This is a genomic window from Sulfitobacter mediterraneus (genome assembly GCF_003054325.1).
In the GTDB taxonomy this organism is placed as follows: Bacteria; Pseudomonadota; Alphaproteobacteria; order Rhodobacterales; family Rhodobacteraceae; genus Sulfitobacter; species Sulfitobacter mediterraneus.
Genome location: NZ_QBKU01000007.1, coordinates 84,927 through 103,834, shown reverse-complemented (window position 1 = coordinate 103,834; position 18,908 = coordinate 84,927). Strand labels below are relative to the sequence as shown.

The following is an 18,908-nucleotide window of genomic DNA, read 5'->3' as shown; positions in this document are numbered from 1 at the left end:
TAGGTTTTTCGTGCATGTTGTGGTCAAAGATACCGAAAAAGTGGCACATTATTGCAGGCCCTCTATGGACACACTTAACATTCGCATCATCGAGACGTTGCAACAACGCGGAGACATAACAAACGCGGAATTGGCCGAAGTGGTCAATTCGACGCCATCAACGTGTTTACGTCGGGTTCGAGACCTTCAAAACGCAGGCATCCTGACCAAAAACATTTATCTTGTGGATAGTGCCAAATTAGGGCGCGGCCTGCGGGCAATCATCACAGCCACGACCAAAGATTACAATCTCGCGAAAAGAGCCGCGTTCGCCAAGCGCGTCGAGGCGGAACCTGCCATAGCGTATGCGTATGGCGTAACAGGTGAGTTAGACGCGATACTTATAGGGAACTTCCAAAATATGGTCGAGTATCAAGAGGTCTGCGACCGGCTGTTTGACGACGACGAAAACATAGTCCGATACACGACGCATTTCGTTTCCGAGACCTACAAAGACGCCCCCGCCATTCCTTGTGACGTTCTTAGGCCGAAGAGGTGATCAAAGCGAAGTAAGGAAGCCGACTTTCGCCGCATCACAGAAATCAGCACTTTGGGGCTCACAGCCGTCATCTGACAGTTTTTGTCGGTCTCTTGGGTGTTAACATTCGCCAAATGTCGGCTGTGCGGACAAACCTGCCGCTCCCATCGCCCAGAACAATGACGGCAGTTAGCACAAAGCGGTCTTCGAACCCGGCTGCAATTCCGAAGAAACAGTAGGAGCACGACCGACTCTTCGCTCCGCCAACAGCGGACTTTCAACTTGGCAGTTTTGCAGGCATCAATGCTTCGGGCTGCTCGAAGAACCCAAAATACGGAAACTGATCCTTAAAAAGTAAGCGCAGTTTCTCGAAAGCACGTATGGGAGCAAGTTGCATCGTCGATTCAACATGCAGCTCTCCATTGTTGAGTGGTAAGCAGCGCTATTTCCCTTCCCCTAGAATTCTCAGATCTGGCACTGCCTCACACAGCGAGCGTGATAGATTTTGAACGGGTGTAGGCGTCAAGGCCCTCCAACCCTTTTTCGCGACCGAAACCGGATTTTCGGTTGCCGCCAAAGGGCAATTCGATTCCGCCGGCCCAATAGTCGTTGACGGTGACCTGCCCCGCATCCACCCGCTGCGCCATACGCAGGGCAGTAGACATGTCGCGGGTGTAGATCCCGGCCGCCAGAGCAAAATCGGTGCAATTGGCAAGCGCTAGTGCTTCTTCTTCGTTTTCGAAGGTCTGCACGGCAAGAACAGGGCCAAAGATTTCCTGCGTCACCGCATCGTCACCGGCACACAGATTGTCGAAGATGGTCGGCTCGAAGAACCAGCCCTTGCCGGTTTTCGGGTCAGTTGCGATGTTGCCGCCGGCGGCGATCTCCACCCCGCGGGCGCGGGCACGCTCCACGTGATCCGCAATCTGCGCCAAATGTCGTTCCGAGTTCACCGCACCCATATCCGGATTCCGAAGCCCGTGGCCAAAGCGCAGGCCTTGCGCTTTTCTGACCAACCGTTCCAGCACCTCGGCGTGCAGGTCGCGGTGGATCACGAGCCGGGAACCAGCGGAGCAAATCTGCCCGGAGTTGGAAAAAATAGCCCAGAGCGCGCCCTCTGCCACCGCCTCGGCATCGGCGTCGGCAAAGGCGATCAGCGGCGACTTGCCTCCCAGTTCCAAGGTCAGTCCGGTCACGTTGGGCGCCACATTCTGCATCACCCCGACGCCGGTTGCGACCGAGCCGGTGAAGGTCACATGCCGCACGCGGGGATCCGTGACCAACGGCGCACCAGCCTCAATGCCGGTCCCGGTGACCACATTGACCACACCCGTAGGCACGCCAGCGCGCAACAGCAGCTCGGCGATCATCAGCGCGGTAAAGGGCGTGGTTTCCGCAGGCTTTACCACCGCCGAGCAGCCCGCTGCCAGTGCCGGGGCAATACCACGTACAAGCGTTGACGTCGGGTAGTTCCACGGCACGATATGAGCGGTCACGCCCACCGGCTCGCGCATCGTGAACGCTGCGTTGCCATTCCCCAGGTTGACGCTTCGTCCGTCCAGCTTGTCAGCGGCACCTGCGTAATATTCGAACAGACGCGCCGAACCCGCGACATCGCCTTGCGCCTCGGCCAGGGTCTTGCCGCTGTCTAGGCTTTCAACCACCGCCAGCCTGTCCGCTTCGGCGCGCATCAGACGCGCCGCCTCGTTAAGGATGGCGCAGCGACGCGCAGGTGGCGTGTTACGCCAAACCTCGAAGCCTTTCGCGGCGCTGGCCACGGCATGGTCCACATCAGCAGCGGTGCCTGCGGCGAATTCGGCAAAGGCTTCGCCAGAGCCGGCATCAAAGCTCTCCATGCGGTTGCCGCTGTCGGCCGCTACGAACACCCCATCGATGAAATGGTCGCTTGGCAGGTCCGGCAGGGTGCCAGTTTCAAAATAGGTGGAAATCATCCGGTCGGAGGTCATCATGCGTCCTCGCTGCATTTGTAGGTGGACTTGGCCAGCCATTCAGGGCAGATCTCGGCGCCCCAGCCTGGGGCATCGGTCACAACCGCCTGGCCGTTCGTGATGGTGAAGGGATCGTTCCGGAACAATTCGCGCTGCCACGGGTAGTAATCGTCGCCCTCGATCGAGAATTCCAGATAGCGGCCCGGATTGGGCACCGCTCGCAGGAGGTGCATGGTGAACAGCGTGACCAGCGACAGGTTGGCCGCATGCGGCGTGCAGGGCAGCCCGGCGGCATGGCCCATACGGGCCACCTCCATGCTGCGCACTATGCCGCCCAGATACAGAATGTCGGGTTGAATGATATCAACCGCACGCAGGGCAATGATGCGCTTCCACTGCTGCAGATCCCAGTCCTGTTCACCGCCCGCCACGTCAATGGAAAGGTCGCGGGTGACTTCGGCAGTCTGCTCAAGCTCCCAATAGGGGCAAGGCTCCTCGAAGTGTTCGTAGCCGTTGGCCTCAAGCATCCTCCCCACCTCTATGGCGCGGGCCGCGCCAAAGCCCGAGTTGCCATCCACTAGCAGCGCCGCATCCGGGCCCATGGCCTTGCGAATTGCGGGAATGATCGCCTCGGTGCGGCCTTCCCATTCGTCCCGGTCCTGGCCGCATTCGGCGCCAACGCGCACCTTGAAGGCGTCAAAGCCGCAATCATCGCGCAGTTCCCGCATCCGCGCTGCCTCATCCTCGGGCGTGATGTCACGCCGCATGGAGGACGCATAGGCCCGCAACGGCCCTGCCGAGCCGCCCAGCAGTTCGGCCACGGGCTTTCCCGCAGCCTTGCCGCGCCAGTCCCAGACTGCAGTGTCCAGACCCGCCATGGCCCTGCGCAGATAGGTGCCGGGAAACTTGTGCTCCCGCAGCGGGATTTCGGCGATCACATCCTCCAGCGCGTCCATGCCGCGCCCCAGCGCCCAGGGTGCCACCTGCCGGTGCAGGATCTCGCAGGTTAGGTCGCTGCTGTACGTGGAAACTTGCCCCCAGCCCATGGTGCCGTCCTCGGAGGTGACCCGCACAAATCCGATCAGCGGCGTGCAAAAGGTCTCAATCCGGCGGATCCGCGGCCCAGTGTCATCCTTACCGCGGGTGTTGGCAGCCGGCACAGCGCCGGACATTGAATAAGGCGTGCTCATACGTCCTCCAGAATGAGATCAGCGGCGCGGTGCGCCAGCATCATGGTCGGGGCATTGGTGTTGCCCGAGGTTATGTTGGGAAAGACCGAGGCATCGGCAACCCGAAGTCCCTGCAGCCCATGCACCCTCAGGCGTGGACAGACCACTGAGTCCTGTGCGTCCCGCCCCATCCGGCAGGTGCCGACCGGGTGAAATACGGTGCCGCAGCGCTCGCGGAAATCGGCCAGAATCTGGCTATCGTCCATACGGCGCAGATCCGGATCCATCGCCGAGTCCACCAGCCCATTCAAAGCCGCAGTTCTCATCAGCCGCTGGCATATGCGCCCGCCTGCCACGACCTGTGCGTGGTCCTCTTCGGTGAACAGCGAATTGGGACGGATGCGGGGCGGGGCGGCCGGGTCAGGGGAGCTGATGTCGATACGGCCGCGACTGGTAGGACGGGTTGGCTGGAAGCCGATGATGAATCCTGGAAACGGGTCGGGCTGCACCACCGTGCGCTTGCCGTTCGGCGTGGTGGTATAGGTCACCGGGTTGAAATACAGCTGCTGGTCGGGCTGGGCTTGATCCGGACTGGAGCAGAAATAGCCGCCGCACTGGTTTACCGACATAGCCAAAGGCCCGCGCCGGGTCAGCGCGTATTGCAGTGCTGCTCGAAGCTTGCCAAAAAACGGGCGCAGCATATTATTCAGCGTCGGTTCGGTTGCGCGGAAATAATAGTTGATGCCCAGATGATCCTGAAGGTTTCCGCCTACGTGCGGCGCATCCAGCAGCGGCGTGATGCCGTGGGATTTCAGCAGGTCCGCCGGACCGATACCCGAAAGCTGCAGCAACCGCGGCGAAGTTACGGTGCCCGACGACACGATAATTTCGCGTCCCGCGCGCAGAGTTTGCTTTTTCCCATCCCTCACCACTTGAACGGCTACGGCACGCGTGCCTTCAAAGACGACCCGCTCGGCCTGCACCCCGGTCATCAGTGTGACGTTGGCCCGCTTGAGCGCGGGCTTCAGGAAGGCCCGCGCCGAGTGCATCCGGCGGCCGCCGCTGGTGTTGATCTGGTAGGCCGCCGCCCCCTCACTGTCGCGGCCGTTGATATTCTCGGTGCGCGGCAGCCCCATTGCTTCGGCCGCAGCAAAGAAGTGCCGGTTCACTGGGTGGAGCTGGTCCGACACATCCTGCACATGCAATGGTCCACTGCCCTGGCGCCCGCCGTTGATATCGAGCCGGGTTTCCATCGCTTCATAGGTCCGGTGTACCGTTTCCCAGTCCCAGCCTGTCGCCCCCGCCGCTGTCCAGTCATCGAAGTCCCGCGGCAGCCCACGCGCATAGACTAAGGCGTTGATCGCACCGGACCCGCCTACAACTTTACCGCGCGGCCAGTAGCCGACGCGTCCGGCCAGCGCATTCTCCGGCTCCGTCTGGTATTTCCAGTTCACTTTTGGGTCGAAAAAGGTCTTGCCATAGCCAAGCGGCAGCGCAATCCAAGGTGACCAGCCGCGTCCGCCGGCCTCAATCACCAGCACTTTGTAGCGCCCGGACACACTCAACCGGTCAGCCAGAACGCAGCCGGCGGAGCCCGCGCCTACGATGATATAGTCAAAGTTTTTCATGGCGTTCCCTGCCGACTCTCTAGGTGTTTCTGGCACAAACAGCTGGTGTTCCATAAACAAATAATTTTTTGATATTGACGTGGAAAAATTTGCAATGCAGGCCCGCCCAATGAATGACATACCTCCTTTACCTTGGCTGCGCGCATTTGAGGCAGCCTCACGAAACGGTAACTTTTCCAACGCCGGAGATGAACTCGGACTGACGCCCGCCGCTGTCAGCCATCAGTTACGGTCGCTCGAAGAGCATTTGGGCTATCAGCTGTTTTCCCGCAAAAAACGGCCCATGGAACTGACCACAATGGGGGAGCTTTATCTGCCCTGGGTCATCAAAGCCTTCGAAACCCTTAGGCTGGGTACGCGGGATGTTTTCGGCACTAGGCACATGCGTCCGTTGAGGATCCGTTGCCTGCCGACATTCGCGCAGCTCTGGCTATTGAAGCAGTTGCCTGATTTCCGGGCGCGATATCCGGAGGTTAATATGCAATTGCATATGGGCACTTGGGCTAGCGCGATCCAATCAGGCCAACTTGATATCGAAATTCGATTTGGGAACGGGGATTGGCCCGGGCAGCGCTCAACGCTGCTAGGGCGTCCACCCGTAGTCCCGGTCTGTCACCCAAGTCTGCAGCCCGGTGGCGAAACGCTTGAGGCTTTGCGAGACTCACCTTTGATCGAGATCATCGGTGTGGCCGACAACTGGCACCAATTTTTCCGTCAGGAGAACTTGGCACCCCCCAAGCAGATCCCTGCATTCAATGTGGATCAGAGTATTGCCGCCCTGGAACTTGCCGCAAATGGGATGGGACATGCGCTGGTGTCAGAGCTTTTCGCGCTTCCCTATCTGCAAGACGGGCGTCTGGCGCGCTCACTGCCCCTCGAAAAACACACAGATCAGGCGATCTATGTCACCTGCCCAGAGGGCCCTGTCAGCTATGGGTCTCAAATGTTTCTGGATTGGATTATCGAGCAGTCTTCCCCGATGCGCCAAGTTTGACCAAACTCAAAGTCTTTTGCTGCGCAAGACCCAATCGCTACCCATTCCATCTTTGATTGCGCGAGGCCAAAGTGCCGAATTGAAAACAGCGACTGCCTTCAACGCCCGCTCCCCGAACACACGAAACCAAGTTCATACTGCTCCGACAACAAACGGCAGCTGTTCACTACTGCGGCACCGCCAAAATCAAAGCCGGATTTGGCGAAAGGGACAGGCTTCAAATGACGTTTTATGCTCTGCTCTGCCGTTCGTTCATGGCGTAGCGTTTTGCACTTTGGGCTCACAGGCGACATCCGATGGTTTCAGTCAGGATTGGGCTGTCTGGTAACTCAGCACGGGTAGCTATCTAACCTTGCCTGAGTATCCTTCCCAAGCCAGTTTAACATGCGGGCAACCGGCCACAAACATCAACGCTTCGTGCAAGTTGCGAAAGTAGACCGCCGTAGCCCGCGTGTTCCAAAGCAGGTGCGGCTTGCTGGCGTAGTTCCCTGTGCCGACGTTTCTTTGCAACCATTGACGGGTTATCTCATAGGTCTCTGGGCGTGCTTCAATGACCAATCGCACAGGGAACTCCCGGTCGATGACGTCGTATCTGTGGGGTAGCTTGCTGCTCATTTAGAACAATTAGAGAACATTGCTTAGTGTGGGCAACCCTTCTAGAGTGAATAAGGACAGAGGGGGTATGCAAATGCCTGCACCAATTAACTCACGGACCGGCGTGGGAAGCCAAAAAAGCACATCCACAAAATGGGGATTTCAGATTTTCACCCTCCGATAAATGACAAACTTGCCTAATGATTTCGTAAAATATCTGGAGACTCAAACATGGGCGGATATGGCTCAGGACGGACTAGCAGCAAGCAGATTGCAGAGCAGTGCAAGTCGCTGGATGTGAACCGGTTTCACCGCGACGGTTGCCTGCGTCCCGGTAGTAGCGGCAATTGGGTCTGGTCCCGCGATGGTGAGGAAGTGGAGCGGATCAACTACAGGGCAGAGGAAAGGCGGCTTGTCCTAGACTACAAGGTGCGGGTGTATGGTGGGGATTGGGAGCCGATTTCGCAGCCAATCCGCATCACCCACGTTGACTGCAATTACGGAAATAAGCGCCCCTATTTTATGTGTCCCGGTGTAGTGAACGGGCGGCATTGCGGGCGACGGGTCGGTAAGCTGTTTTCAGGGGGCAGGTACTTCCTATGCCGCCATTGCTACAGAATTGCTTATGCCAGCCAATCAGAGGCGCGGTATGACCGTATGTTGCGCCGTGCCAACAAACTTCGCATGGCACTGGGCGGCGAACCAGGTACCGCGTATCTGATAGCCCTCAAGCCCAAAGGCATGTGGCAACGGACCTATCAACGAAAAAGGCGTGAGATTACTTGGTGCGAGAGCCAAGCGGACCACCTGTTCATAGCAAAATATGCGAACATTCTCAGCAAAGAGGAACGCGAGATGTTTTTGAACTTGGACATTATTGCTCGTTAGCGCACATGGCTTACATCGGTTACTTTATTACCTTAAGAAATTGTTTTAGAGAGAAAAATGCAAGTTTGCGTTGAATTGCGCAATTGAAACCTCCTACGTGAAATCAGAACAAAAATAGAACAAGCTAGACAGGAGAAGTGTTTGCTGGTAGCCTTTTTGTAATGTAGAGCGCGCTAAAGCAGCTCATTTTTTGCTTGGGAGGGCATTTGGCTATGACAGTTAAGATGCTTCGCAAGCCGTTGTGCGGCTACTGCGGGCGCAAGTGGCTTCCCGAAAGGGGTGTCTCAGCAAAGTCAGAATTTTGCAATGTTTGCAAGGACGATCGCCTTCAAGCGGTCAGCAGACTAACGGTCGGTTTTGAGATAGTAACTGGTGGCAACGGAGATTTGGCAGCAATACCAATTAAGGCCGTATCTACCTAATTCGATTTGTTCTTTTTTGGAAAAATTTCTGCAAGCTCCGATATGCTACAATCCATTTACCAGAACCTGAACCAGCTTCTAAAGCCCGTCGCCTTGCTCCCCCTAAATCCTCCGACCAAGCAGTCCATTCGCTCGTTTTTTTAAAGTAGTCGCGCCAAACTACGCGGACACGCCTTTTTGATCCTTCAAGCGTCCAAATAATTTCGTCCGAGCAAACTTGGCAGTGCCAATTTTCTGTTTTTCCAAGCATTGAGACTAAGTTCAATGCTTCCGACATGGAAGCGCACCTGCGGGAAGGATCATGTCGCAAGAGGCTGCCAATCTTTGTCCTCCAATCCTTTGGTACATGTGGCAAGTAGAGAGGGTTTTCTTTAATGAAGTAGTGGCCAGCTGCATCGATACCAATTGAAGGTTGATTCTGGCTTCTAAAAAACCATTGCTCACCACAAACTAAGTGAAAAAGAGTAGCACCTAGAGAATACACGTCGGATTGTGGCGAACAAACTTTACTCTTATAGACTTCAGGTGCCCAGTACACCGGAGTTCCATATGGAGTTGCAAAGCCAAATAGCAGTTCGTCTGTAACAAAACCAAAGTCCCCCACTTTGGCACAACCGTTGTTACTCAACAGCACATTGTCTGGTTTTACATCCCGATGAATGTAACCATTTCCGTGGATGAAACTAAGACCCATTGCAGCGTCTCGAACAATGCTCTTTGCGTGTCCTAAGTTAACTTGGTTCGACTTGCAGATATCTCGCGCAGAACCATGTTCGCAGAACTCGCAAGAAATCAAAAACTCCTTGTCTGCTGGGTCAGCTAGAACACCGAACACTTTGACAGTATTCGGATGCTCCAGCGCACATAGATTTCTCGCCTCACTTAGAGATTGCCTCTTTGCCAATTTCCAAGCGGAGTTGTCAGAAAAATTGGATGCAAAAATGAACTTCCCGGCCACTACGCCAAGAACTGGATCAATGCACTTATGTACATCTCCAAAAGCCCCTTTCCCAACCAATACCCCCTTGGTAAGATCAGCTAAGTAGAGGCTCATGCGCTTTTCTCTTCCTCGAACATTAAAAGCGCCGCCTCTCGACTTCCCTTACGCAATTTCACACCTGAGAAATTTGCTTCAAAGTAGGTATCATCTTTAAGGTAATCTCCAATCTTTTTTGATTTTGCTCTACTCACCGATTTTGAGTGTTTTTGTACAACGGTGATATTGTTCGGAACCGCTGATAAAAATACGCCACGCAGTTCAGCAGCATGAAGGATAGAAGTCTTTGCCGCATATTTTCCTCCAGAGCTTGCCTTCAACACAATCTTATCAACACCCTCTGAAAGGCGGTCAAAAACTCGACGATGCATGTTCCTAAGGGCAATCGTGCGGTCGCCAGTCTCCAAGTTCATTGTTTCATCTTTTATCAGTGTAATAGTCCCATCAGCTTCAATATTGCCTTCGACCAAAATTAGTTTGGCTGAATGAACGACGACGCCAACAGAAACTGTCATAAATGGTACTTCTCTAAATTTGGGTCTTGGAGCAACACAATTGGGGTTTGTCTCTATGGTATTATCTGGAACTGACAAATTCCACAACCTAAGGTCGCAGTTCAAAGGTCACTCAAATCGTAGTGGGGGTCAAAATGGGGGACGAGCTCACAGCTTGCCCATCTATGACTCTGAAAAAAAAGAAAAAATCTGATCGAATTGGCGGAGAGACAGGGATACCCGACTTTTTTTCCGACCTGAATGTTCCCAAGACCTTAACCGCAACTCCTCCTTGAGTTCGCAATAAAACTGTACCAGTTGACAGGCCAAAGGGAAGGGGGCTGCAAGTATTTTCGCCAGTTTCTGTGCATGATGCTGATCGGGTTCTAAGGGCAATATAGCGCCGCGCCAATTTCATTCAGCGCTGTCGTTACGCGATGGTGCGCACCGCTACTTGGGTTAAAGCCCTCCAGCTTGCCCCGGTTCCGATAGTGACATGTACCGAATTTGGCAGGCCCCAATCTCGGAATAGATAACGACATTGCCACTTTCCCTGTGCCACCATTTCAAGAGACCGAAGGAACCACGTTTGTCTGGCTGACCATACGAATTCATCAAGGCAAACCGAATTTCGTTGCAGCTTTCAGGATGAAGCGGAGCGAGATCAACATAGCGTAACTGTTCTGCTGGGTCGAAGATGAAATATGCATCAAAATTGAAGCCCAGCCCAGTATAAGGTGCGGTTAGAGTAGCAACTAGTGGAAGGGGATCTTTGCCTCGATCATCGTTTGGCCCAGCGGATCCACCCGAAGCCTCAATAACAGCTGTCGGGCTACCGCCCCACTGCGTATACTGCCAATCTGCATAGGTCACAGACGGCAAGCATGAAGCGGCGAGCATTGCAACGATCCGCTTGCATCGTGCAAGGCGATGTGAGCTTCGTTCTGTCAATATCATTTAGTGACCTCCAATTTTGGAACGTTTCGTTCCGTATAATGCCCTCAAAACATACATAGCGGTAGAAGGTATTTCGGAACAAACCGTTCTAGATGAAAGTTTTTGCCAAACGATTGAAAGAACGGGCGTTACAGCTTGGTATTTCCAACTCACAAGCGGCTCGGTTGTGTGATTTGGATGAAAGGCGCTATTCAAACTACGCCAATGATCAACGTGAACCGGACCTAATGACGCTTGCGAAAATTGCACGTGTTCTCGATACATCTGTGGACCATCTGCTAGGCTTGACTGATGCCTCACCTATGAATCGGCGAACCCTGCTTCTGGAGCGACTGACGATAGCCGCCGGCACCCTCCCCGAAGATCAACTGGAAACCGTTGTAAAACAGACGGAGGCTTTGGCAATTCCGCGCCCGAAGAAACCCGGCAGGAAATCTCCACCAATTTCTGGCGTTTAGACGTTCCAGTACCGCTTCGAAACCGTCACCGCTTCAGAAATCGCACAAAAACTAGCAAAGAGGTAATTCAACTGTTACTTAATGCCAAAACCTATTTTGAGGGGCGTTAAATGGGCAATGATTACGTCAGAATGATTGCAGAAAGTGGTCTAACTATTTTTGATTCCATCGAAGTTGGTGATACTGATCTTTGGATACCTACACCTGACCTTGAGCGAATACTGAACGAAGCTCTTGTGGGGGTTGATGGCCTAGACGTACCAATCAGAACTAGATCGAAGCTGGTCAAACAGCACGTCTGCCGCGCTCTTGGCTATCCGGTGCCCAAGAGTTTCACCAAGATTCAGCCCCGCTTTTACGGGCAGATGTTCGACACCTATGCTCAGAAGGCGAACAACCTTCAAATCTGGAATGAAGAGCTATCTCCATCTCGCCGGTATGTTCTTCTCCGGGTCGATGAGGCGGGCGTCATAACGCGCGTCAAGGTGGTCAATGGAGAGGAGTTGGCGCAGCTCGACACCACGGGAACGCTGACTCAGAAATACCAGGCACGGCTGGTTCCCGGGGATCAGTCAGCGGAGCTAATCGCTTCAACCGATACTGAAATGCTTGTACCGCACGTCTGTCTTGGTGCCAACCTTGCCGAAAACGTGAGCCCGATTGACCACCCAGCACACGGTCTCATCCTGCCCATTCGCGAACTATTTGACCGGCTGCGCGGTGCGGTTGGCCGTACATTTCCCGATGCAGGGCGTGACCAAGAACGCAACCGGGGTGCCGCACTTCATCGCATCGTTTGCGAACTTCTTGGTTACGCAGACTACCGAGACGATGGGCGTTTTCCAGATGTTCGAAACCAACTACTTGAAGTCAAGCTACAGACCTCCCCAACAATCGACTTGGGCCTTGTCCTTCCCGCCAGCGAGGACCCACTGGACGTGCCTCAAATCGAAGGGACGCAGGTTCGCCATTGCGATGTTCGCTATGCGTTATTCTCTGCGCACACTGACGGGATGAACGTGACTCTGACGAACGTTTACCTCACCACTGGTGCGAGCTTCTTCAGCCGCTTTCCCCAATTTGGCGGGAAGGTGCTGAATAGAAAGCTCCAGATACCGCTACCTTCAGACTTCTTCAACAGCTAGCCCGAACGCGGTCCAGACCATCTCGTCAATCCGCTTCTCTAAATCGGGCTGGGGGCCATCGGCCAGCCGCGCGTAGAGGTCGCGGCAAGCTTCAACAATCGTGCGCGCGTCGTCGCTAGCGGGGTCTGGGAGCGGGAATTGTTCAACATACTGTGTGATGAAGCGCCGCCGCCCTGCGTACAGTTTGTTATTGAACCGCCGGTCATAGAAACGCTCGATGAATGTCGAGTTGGCAACGCCGAGGGCGAGCCATAGCAAATCCTCGTTGCCCGTCAGCCAGTAGCAGTCCCCGTTGACAACGGTTCCTTCGAGGTCCATCCAGAATGTCGGCTGTTCACAGATGTCTCGGAAGACCAGCTTTGGACCGGGCCAATCTGCAGGGTTTTGTGGCACCCAAATCTCATACCACTCCCTTCCTGCCTCAATCACATAACTGCGGCTTTCTAACGTCTGTCGGTGCTCTTCGAGATAGGCCCGGCTGGCAGGATAATTTGCCAGATCCACGGTCTGCTTGCGACCATTAACCATGTGGTGAGGATAGAGGACCTTCCTGTGGGGTGGTTTGGGACGGAACCGTTGCGCCGTGTGGTGCGTGGTAAGTGGGCGGTGTAGCTCCATTTCCGCATCCCAAGTCTTAGGGATGAAAACCTTGTCAGCGCAGGTCTTGATGCCAACTCTAATTTTTCCAATTTCGCGGAAGGTCCGCCACGTATTCTGTTTAACGGTTGCAAGCCAACGCTCGACACCTTCCGATGCCAGCCGCCAAACTCCAGCTGGATCATTGCCGTTGTCTAGCGTGCCATGCTGGACAAGAAAGGCACGACCGTCTGGAACAGCAACAATTCCCTCATGCTGAAGCGCGGTGAGAACATCAGGAGAGACAAATTCTGCCTCTGCTTTGGCTTGGTAGATCGAATGGAAGGAAGGCGTTTGAGCGTCACCTCCATTGCCCCGTGCGATTAGGACAGCAGGCAGAACTGCGGCTTCAAATAACTTTGTGTCGCCCAAATCATAAATCTCACGCAAACGGATGTCGGTCATCATGCCGGCGCGCGCGGACGCGCCGCCCTTGGTAGTCATGAAACGGTTGGATACGATGAACCCAGCGGCACCGTCTGGCCCCAACACAGTCGCCATGCCCAGTAAGAAGGCGTGATACAAGTCCACGCGCCCAGATAGGCCAAACTGTGAAGCGAGTAGGCGTGCGCGCTCCGCTCCGATGATCTGTGTTCTCACATATGGTGGGTTTGCGATTATAAGATCATACCGCGTAGCGGCACCGAACAAGCCCCCAGCGAAGTCATCTAGGACGTGATCAAGGAAGCTTCCGGTGCGCAGCTTCAACTCAGCGTTAGGGTGTTCCCGAGATAACCTTGCGCGGGCTTCCTCCAAAGCGTCAGGATCCGTTTCGAATCCGTACACCTCGACTGGCCCATCAAGACGGTCTAGCAAGGCAAGCAGCAGCTCCCCATGTCCAACAGCTGGATCAAGTACGCGGACGGGACGATTGGAAACGGGGGCCGCATTAGCGACGATGCGGTCTGCAACAAAATCGGCAAGCGTCCGCGGTGTGTAATTGACACCATCAGACTTGGTTTCGCCCACATCCTCGTACCGTTTGGTAATCCGCACTGCTTCTGTCATTTTCTGTTCTTTCTGCGTTCGTGTCGCAGTTGGATGTTTAGCTTCTTTTTGAGAGCGACATGCAATTGTAATGCTTTGTAACAGCCTTGAGTATCTCAATAGTCCCACTCAATACATAGTTACAACAGGGTTATTAGGGCGTTCTCATCGAACAATCCAGCATCCCGCACATACCGCCCCAGCATCGCGTCTGAGGCGTGGCCTGTTTGGGCGCGGACTCTGTAGGTCGGTACTCCTGCCTTGATGGCGCTGGTTGCGAGGCCGGCACGAAGGCTGTGACCGCTGTAAGCCACGGGGTCGATCCCGACATTATCTAGGCGATTCCGCAGGATAGTGGATACTGCGTCGGAGCGAAGACGGCCGGGCTGCACATTGCCATGTCGATCAACGGGGCGAAATATTGGGCCGCCATCCGAATGCAAAACTTCCAGCCAAGCTGACAGCGCCACCACAGGGCAATTGCGGGTCCGGCCTCGGGGGATGCCGATCTTGCGGCCTTGGCCCGTCTGGTCGGTCTTAGAGCGGCGCAGATACAGCACCAGCCCTTCGCGGACCTCTTCCACATCGGCTGGTTCAAGACCTACCAACTCAGCCGACCGGAAGCCACCTGCCCAGCCGATCAATAGTAATGCTCGGTCTCTGATTGCGCGGGTATCAACTCCAAGCGAGTCCAGCATAATGAATAGGTCTTCCCGCAACAGAGGGCGTGCCTGATTCTGTGCGGTACCTTTCACCCGCTTGATTCCCCGCATCGTTGCGCGGACTAGTTCGCTGCGGACAGGGTTTGGCCAGTCATTCGAATCGTGGGCCTTGCTCAGGGTCGCCACTCGCCGCGCAAGGCTAGCAGGGGCCAACGAATCTGCATGGTTGGCCAGATACCGCGCGACCATATTAGCGGTAGCGGGGAGCGTACCGCCCCAATTTATGAAATGCGTCAGGTCGGCCTGATAAGCTTTACGTGTGTTCTCGGACAGGCTTTCGCGGATGAAATGCTCAACGGCCTTATCAGCGATCAAAGTGTTGCATTCAGTGTACTTTGTGGGCCGGGATAAGAAAGGATTATCCTGGGTTAGAGTCTGGCTGCTCATGATGCGCCCTCCGCGACTACTTCACCCCTGATCGCGTCTAGCTCATACATCGCATCGCGAAGCGCTGCCATCCCAAATATGAGCGAATCCAGCGGCAGTCCAGAGCAATCAACCTCCCATCGCTTTTGCAGACCAATGCTGACTGGTCCAGCCGAACGGCGATGCAAACACTGGCCTTCTAGCCGGAAGAGTAGTTCGCCCGCGATCTGTATCCTACCTGTGCGGGGCAAGGACGTCGCCGCCCATGCTGACATGCCTGCATTTCGCAGAAGCAAACGCCCCAACGCCGTCCGACCGGGGCGGGTGTGCATATCGAATGCCCAAGACGGTATCCCATTTATGACAGTTGCAACCGGGATAGGATCATCGGCAACCCCGGTTCCAGCCACGCCATTCTCTAGGGACAAAAGAGCGACAAACGGGGACAGCATCGTTGCGGTCTTGGTGAAGTTCTCCCGAGTGATGGTCAGTAATGTTGGGGCCACACCCAGATCGGCGAGTGTCGCGAATGCCATATCGGGGCTGCCCTTGCGCCTAGGCAGATATTGGCTTGGACAACGTTCCGTGCCAACTAAAAGCCAAAGTGCCAGAGCCCTACGTTCAAGAGACGGACATCCCAAAACGATCTGGCGCAGGCGGCAATTGGGCATAGTGAAAAAACGGGAGCGGTCGCCGCTTAGTTCCGGCCAGCGCTCGACGACCATAAGTAGATCATCGGCAGCGCGGGATTTTCGGGCGTTAACCATGCGACGGATCAAATAATCGGTTACGATCACATCTCCGCCGAGTTCACGCCGCACCTTTGCGCTGGTTAGACAAGCTGCCGTAATCGCCATGGTTTGGATGTCACCTAGACCGATGTCCTCAGCGGCGATGCCATTGAGGCGGCGGAACAAGTGTTCCCTTTTACCTTCCAGCAAAAACCGTCCAGCTTGGCGCGCAGCAGGTAGGTGACCTCTGCGTATTGCTTTCTGCAAAAGCGAGCTTGCTACCCACCGCGTACTGGTAAACGGGGTTGCTGGTTTGCCCCCATCGTATCCTGCAATCTCTTGTGCAGCCGTTGTCCGAAATTTGGCGAAAGCAGTCTTATCAGTCATCTTTGATCCTCCTTGATCTAAAAGGAGTCAAAAACGTCTGACCTTCTTTAGCTTATCCTGTGACACCGCCAGGTGAAGGGAAATCGACGATTCTAGACACTATTTTTGGATTGCAGTTAATTGCAAATCGCAACATGTACTCCTCTGTGCCTTATCTTGAGGTCAAATATGTCCCCCGCACAAATGGCCCTTATTACCATTTCGCGCATTCATACTTGGCTCAACGGGGGTTGAATAAACGACTGTTTTTCAAATGTCGCGATAAGTGTCTTTGGACGAATTTTGTCCCTCTCTATTTCCAGTGTTTAGGGTCTGTTAATTTCAATGAGCTAAGAACATTCGGCCAAGAGCTCCATATGATATCAGGCATCCACCAGCTATGTTTTTGATCAGCCAGATACTTACGATATTTCGTGCGTTTGGCCTGCGGCAGTAGCTTTAATGCCGGATCAAGCCCGCGCTGTGCCACAGCGTCTGTAAACAGCACCCAAAGGTACTCTTTCAGTTCGAAGGGGGGTGGTGCTGCCGGAACGTTTACGAATTTCACATGTGCGAAAGGATTTGTCAGTTTCCCCAATTCATGCACTTTAAGATTCAGGCTAGTCTTCTTCCGTTCAATCCTTGTACAGGGAATAGCCTTTTCGAATTGCCCCAGTTTTTTCCGCTTCGCAGCGCGGTCATAGATCACCGTCTGATTGCTCTTCGATTTGCCAATGTAGATTGTTTCGACTTTTTGGCCGGACTTGAAGAAAGTCATCGTTTGAGCCTGGTCGGGCAAAATGTGGACGGAGTTGAATGGGATACCCTCGAGGTCAATGGAAACTTCGATTTGCGTCACCTTTGCTTTGCTGACAAAGCTGCCCCAACCATCATCCGTAAACTGGCCCAAGATGCTGTGCAAATCCTCAAAACCCGCCAAATCCATGTCTCTGGGGTGGAGCGTTAGGCGCATCCAATGAGCTTCATGGTTTGCATAGCGATAGGTGAAATGCGGGTGATGTTTGGTGTTGGGAACGCTGGCCAACACAACCTTTTTTTCGATCTCCACAGAGTTTGCGGGCTTCGTGCCAGAAAAGCACTCTGGATCGTCAAACAGCGAAAAGATGGAGGAGTGTGTCTGTTGTGCGACTGCCCCTGGTAAGAAGTCCAGCTTTACGACAAGTCGATCAATGAACAGTAATGGGCTATGCCCTTGGCCATACTTAATCTTGATCATAAATGAGTAGGGTTTGGGTCTTGTAAAAGAGCACCAAGTTTTTTCATGTGAATTGTTCACTTCGATCACGGCCAATTACAAAGGCCCTAGGTCAAAATTACTGACTGCCGATTCAGTTTACGTCGTTTCATTCAATATGACCAGTCATTGTTACCTAAGTGGCCTAAATCCAGCCCGGCGTAGCTAACGCCTTCGATCTCTTCCTTCAAAATGGCCAAGGATGCTCCATCGCCGTATCCCCCATGGGTTTTTTGGTCCTTGTGTCCCACAAGCTGCATCGCGATGTTTTCTGGCATTTTCGCATTTCGGCACGCATCCACAAAGCAGTGGCGAAAGCTATGAAACACAGTTTGGGGCGTATAGAATCCACCTTTTTGCGCGATAACTCGCCATTGTTTGGAATAATACTGACTGTAAGTTCCGTCACTGCCGAGTTTGGTGGCTGCAAAAATTCGGCCCTTCGAATGCAAATTCACATATTCGTTAAAACCAAAATCTAAAAGAGCACTATGAATCGGAACCTTACGTACGCTGGCTTCAGTTTTCAGGGACTTGTCCACCTCATCCCATTTGTTGATGTCGAAAAAGCCGACGCCGTCTTCCACCTTGATATCCGTCCTTGTTAGTTGCAGGATTTCTCCCGCACGCATTCCAGAGAACAAGGCGATCAGAGGAACCCAGAAAAGATAGTCTTTTCGTAATAAATCGCCAGGTAGGTTGTAGTGTTTGACGCTCTTTCGACCTCTATAAATAGGACATTCGAACACCTTTCTAAGCTGTTCCGTTGAATAGGGTTTGCGGGAAACAGTCGTTTTGGCTTTGGCGATAATCGAAATACCTTCGCCGACATATGAATCAGCATGGCCCTCGGAAACCGCCCAACGCAACAGGCCAGTGAAGGCCGCAAGACGTTTGCGCTGCGTCTTTGGGGCCAGCTTTTCCATATTGGAACCCACTTTGGCTGCATCGGTTGCTTTGAGGTCTTTTGTAGCGGCGTTCTTGCTCATGTTTTTTGGAATGGCGCCCAATAAATCGCGGACGGCCCGAACGTCATCTTTCGAAACTCGGTCAATTCGTTTGTCGGGATCAATCGCAGAAAATACCCACTCCATAGTCAACCTGAAGTCGCCCAGCGTCTTTTCTCTATTTCCCTTAGCTCGCTGAACATCGCTATATTTGTTTGCAGCTTCTGCCAAAGTCATCTTGGAGACAGTCGTTTCCCCAGGCAACAGCGGCATGTCCGTTACCGTCATTCCAGCAAAAAACGGGTCCAATGGTGTCGTCTGGTGGAAATGGCCCCGTAGTCGCGCTGCCAAAATACGGTCAGATTCGAGCCTCGCTCTCAGAATGCCCTCGCAAGCATGGTCAATTGCGTCCCCGAGACAGATAGTTGGATTATTGGGGATCTTCCCTACAAGGGCCTTTGCTTCTCTCAGAAGTTCCTCGTCGTAGTTTTGACTTCGCAATAGGTTTGCCCACGACCTTTGTCTGTCTTCGAAGCCAGCGGCTTCCTCATCTTTGTCCAAGTCCGGTCCAAAAATCAGCCGAAAACTATGCCCTTCGTTTAGCGCATTTTGAAAGATGGCGCGGATCCGTTGGTCAATTTGTTCAAGAATAGGGTTACTCATACACAATTCATTCAAGAAAAACT

At 53.9% G+C, this 18,908-nt stretch carries 16 protein-coding genes; 5 read left to right on the top strand and 11 right to left on the bottom strand.

What is annotated here, in order from left to right; genetic code table 11:
• Positions 1 to 64 precede the first annotated feature (64 nt).
• Positions 65 to 538 carry an Lrp/AsnC family transcriptional regulator gene (locus C8N31_RS12675; RefSeq protein ID WP_025046294.1) on the top strand — a complete coding sequence of 158 codons (474 nt, stop codon included), beginning with the start codon at positions 65 to 67 and terminating at the stop codon, positions 536 to 538.
• Positions 539 to 999: 461 nt separating this feature from the next.
• Here the strand turns inward: C8N31_RS12675 and C8N31_RS12670 are convergent, their stop codons facing one another.
• The 3 genes from C8N31_RS12670 to C8N31_RS12660 are packed head-to-tail and all read right to left on the bottom strand — an operon-like array spanning position 1,000 to position 5,263.
• A complete protein-coding gene (locus tag C8N31_RS12670) occupies positions 1,000 to 2,487 on the bottom strand; it encodes an aldehyde dehydrogenase family protein (RefSeq protein ID WP_231476648.1) in 1,488 nt (495 codons plus the stop codon).
• Positions 2,484 to 3,656: a mandelate racemase/muconate lactonizing enzyme family protein gene (locus C8N31_RS12665; RefSeq protein ID WP_025046296.1), complete on the bottom strand. Its 1,173-nt coding sequence runs from the start codon at positions 3,654 to 3,656 to the stop codon at positions 2,484 to 2,486. The genes C8N31_RS12670 and C8N31_RS12665 overlap by 4 nt, the downstream gene beginning before the upstream one ends.
• Positions 3,653 to 5,263, bottom strand: coding sequence for a GMC family oxidoreductase (locus C8N31_RS12660; protein WP_025046297.1), 1,611 nt, complete (start codon positions 5,261 to 5,263; stop codon positions 3,653 to 3,655). Before C8N31_RS12660 ends, C8N31_RS12665 begins: the two co-directional genes overlap by 4 nt.
• Positions 5,264 to 5,372: 109 nt before the next feature.
• Here C8N31_RS12660 and C8N31_RS12655 point away from each other — a divergent pair, with 109 nt between their 5' ends.
• A complete protein-coding gene (locus C8N31_RS12655) occupies positions 5,373 to 6,257 on the top strand; it encodes a LysR substrate-binding domain-containing protein (protein ID WP_025046298.1) in 885 nt (294 codons plus the stop codon).
• 825 nt (positions 6,258 to 7,082) lie between these two features.
• Positions 7,083 to 7,739, top strand: a complete 657-nt coding sequence (locus C8N31_RS12645; protein ID WP_025046300.1) for a hypothetical protein — start codon at positions 7,083 to 7,085, stop codon at positions 7,737 to 7,739.
• A 414-nt stretch (positions 7,740 to 8,153) separates the two neighbouring features.
• On the opposite strand, the gene C8N31_RS12640 is transcribed toward C8N31_RS12645, so the two are convergent.
• From C8N31_RS12640 to C8N31_RS20225, 3 genes are all read right to left on the bottom strand, one after another.
• A complete protein-coding gene (locus tag C8N31_RS12640) occupies positions 8,154 to 9,215 on the bottom strand; it encodes a serine/threonine-protein kinase (protein WP_081785610.1) in 1,062 nt (353 codons plus the stop codon).
• Positions 9,212 to 9,673 (bottom strand): hypothetical protein, encoded by a 462-nt coding sequence (locus C8N31_RS12635; RefSeq protein ID WP_025046301.1) that lies wholly within the window; start codon positions 9,671 to 9,673, stop codon positions 9,212 to 9,214. Before C8N31_RS12635 ends, C8N31_RS12640 begins: the two co-directional genes overlap by 4 nt.
• Positions 9,674 to 10,111: 438 nt before the next feature.
• A complete protein-coding gene (locus C8N31_RS20225; RefSeq protein ID WP_156026834.1) occupies positions 10,112 to 10,525 on the bottom strand; it encodes a hypothetical protein in 414 nt (137 codons plus the stop codon).
• Between the two features lie 176 nt (positions 10,526 to 10,701).
• Between C8N31_RS20225 and C8N31_RS12630 the strand changes: the two genes are divergently transcribed.
• Together C8N31_RS12630 and C8N31_RS12625 are read left to right on the top strand one after the other, a co-directional pair.
• Positions 10,702 to 11,067 (top strand): helix-turn-helix domain-containing protein, encoded by a 366-nt coding sequence (locus C8N31_RS12630; RefSeq protein ID WP_025046302.1) that lies wholly within the window; start codon positions 10,702 to 10,704, stop codon positions 11,065 to 11,067.
• 110 nt (positions 11,068 to 11,177) lie between these two features.
• Positions 11,178 to 12,212 carry a hypothetical protein gene (locus tag C8N31_RS12625; protein ID WP_025046303.1) on the top strand — a complete coding sequence of 345 codons (1,035 nt, stop codon included), beginning with the start codon at positions 11,178 to 11,180 and terminating at the stop codon, positions 12,210 to 12,212.
• On the opposite strand, the gene C8N31_RS12620 is transcribed toward C8N31_RS12625, so the two are convergent.
• The 5 genes from C8N31_RS12620 to C8N31_RS12600 form a co-directional block, all read right to left on the bottom strand.
• Positions 12,192 to 13,856 (bottom strand): Eco57I restriction-modification methylase domain-containing protein, encoded by a 1,665-nt coding sequence (locus C8N31_RS12620; protein ID WP_051544541.1) that lies wholly within the window; start codon positions 13,854 to 13,856, stop codon positions 12,192 to 12,194. The genes C8N31_RS12625 and C8N31_RS12620 overlap by 21 nt on opposite strands.
• Positions 13,857 to 13,975: 119 nt before the next feature.
• Positions 13,976 to 14,944: a site-specific integrase gene (locus tag C8N31_RS12615; RefSeq protein ID WP_025046305.1), complete on the bottom strand. Its 969-nt coding sequence runs from the start codon at positions 14,942 to 14,944 to the stop codon at positions 13,976 to 13,978.
• Positions 14,941 to 16,041, bottom strand: coding sequence for a hypothetical protein (locus C8N31_RS12610; RefSeq protein ID WP_025046306.1), 1,101 nt, complete (start codon positions 16,039 to 16,041; stop codon positions 14,941 to 14,943). Before C8N31_RS12610 ends, C8N31_RS12615 begins: the two co-directional genes overlap by 4 nt.
• Positions 16,042 to 16,333: 292 nt before the next feature.
• A complete protein-coding gene (locus C8N31_RS12605; RefSeq protein WP_025046307.1) occupies positions 16,334 to 17,257 on the bottom strand; it encodes a hypothetical protein in 924 nt (307 codons plus the stop codon).
• 131 nt (positions 17,258 to 17,388) lie between these two features.
• Complete coding sequence (locus C8N31_RS12600; RefSeq protein ID WP_170116163.1) at positions 17,389 to 18,885, bottom strand: site-specific integrase; 1,497 nt, start codon at positions 18,883 to 18,885, stop codon at positions 17,389 to 17,391.
• Between the last annotated feature and the right edge of the window lie 23 nt (positions 18,886 to 18,908).

Coding starts and splice junctions, on each gene's coding strand:
- C8N31_RS12675 (WP_025046294.1), top strand. CDS start 65: ATGGACACACTTAACATTCGCATCATCGAGACGTTGCAACAACGCGGA.
- C8N31_RS12670 (WP_231476648.1), bottom strand. CDS start 2,487: ATGATGACCTCCGACCGGATGATTTCCACCTATTTTGAAACTGGCACC.
- C8N31_RS12665 (WP_025046296.1), bottom strand. CDS start 3,656: ATGAGCACGCCTTATTCAATGTCCGGCGCTGTGCCGGCTGCCAACACC.
- C8N31_RS12660 (WP_025046297.1), bottom strand. CDS start 5,263: ATGAAAAACTTTGACTATATCATCGTAGGCGCGGGCTCCGCCGGCTGC.
- C8N31_RS12655 (WP_025046298.1), top strand. CDS start 5,373: ATGAATGACATACCTCCTTTACCTTGGCTGCGCGCATTTGAGGCAGCC.
- C8N31_RS12645 (WP_025046300.1), top strand. CDS start 7,083: ATGGGCGGATATGGCTCAGGACGGACTAGCAGCAAGCAGATTGCAGAG.
- C8N31_RS12640 (WP_081785610.1), bottom strand. CDS start 9,215: ATGAGCCTCTACTTAGCTGATCTTACCAAGGGGGTATTGGTTGGGAAA.
- C8N31_RS12635 (WP_025046301.1), bottom strand. CDS start 9,673: ATGACAGTTTCTGTTGGCGTCGTCGTTCATTCAGCCAAACTAATTTTG.
- C8N31_RS12630 (WP_025046302.1), top strand. CDS start 10,702: ATGAAAGTTTTTGCCAAACGATTGAAAGAACGGGCGTTACAGCTTGGT.
- C8N31_RS12625 (WP_025046303.1), top strand. CDS start 11,178: ATGGGCAATGATTACGTCAGAATGATTGCAGAAAGTGGTCTAACTATT.
- C8N31_RS12620 (WP_051544541.1), bottom strand. CDS start 13,856: ATGACAGAAGCAGTGCGGATTACCAAACGGTACGAGGATGTGGGCGAA.
- C8N31_RS12615 (WP_025046305.1), bottom strand. CDS start 14,944: ATGAGCAGCCAGACTCTAACCCAGGATAATCCTTTCTTATCCCGGCCC.
- C8N31_RS12610 (WP_025046306.1), bottom strand. CDS start 16,041: ATGACTGATAAGACTGCTTTCGCCAAATTTCGGACAACGGCTGCACAA.
- C8N31_RS12605 (WP_025046307.1), bottom strand. CDS start 17,257: ATGATCAAGATTAAGTATGGCCAAGGGCATAGCCCATTACTGTTCATT.
- C8N31_RS12600 (WP_170116163.1), bottom strand. CDS start 18,885: ATGAGTAACCCTATTCTTGAACAAATTGACCAACGGATCCGCGCCATC.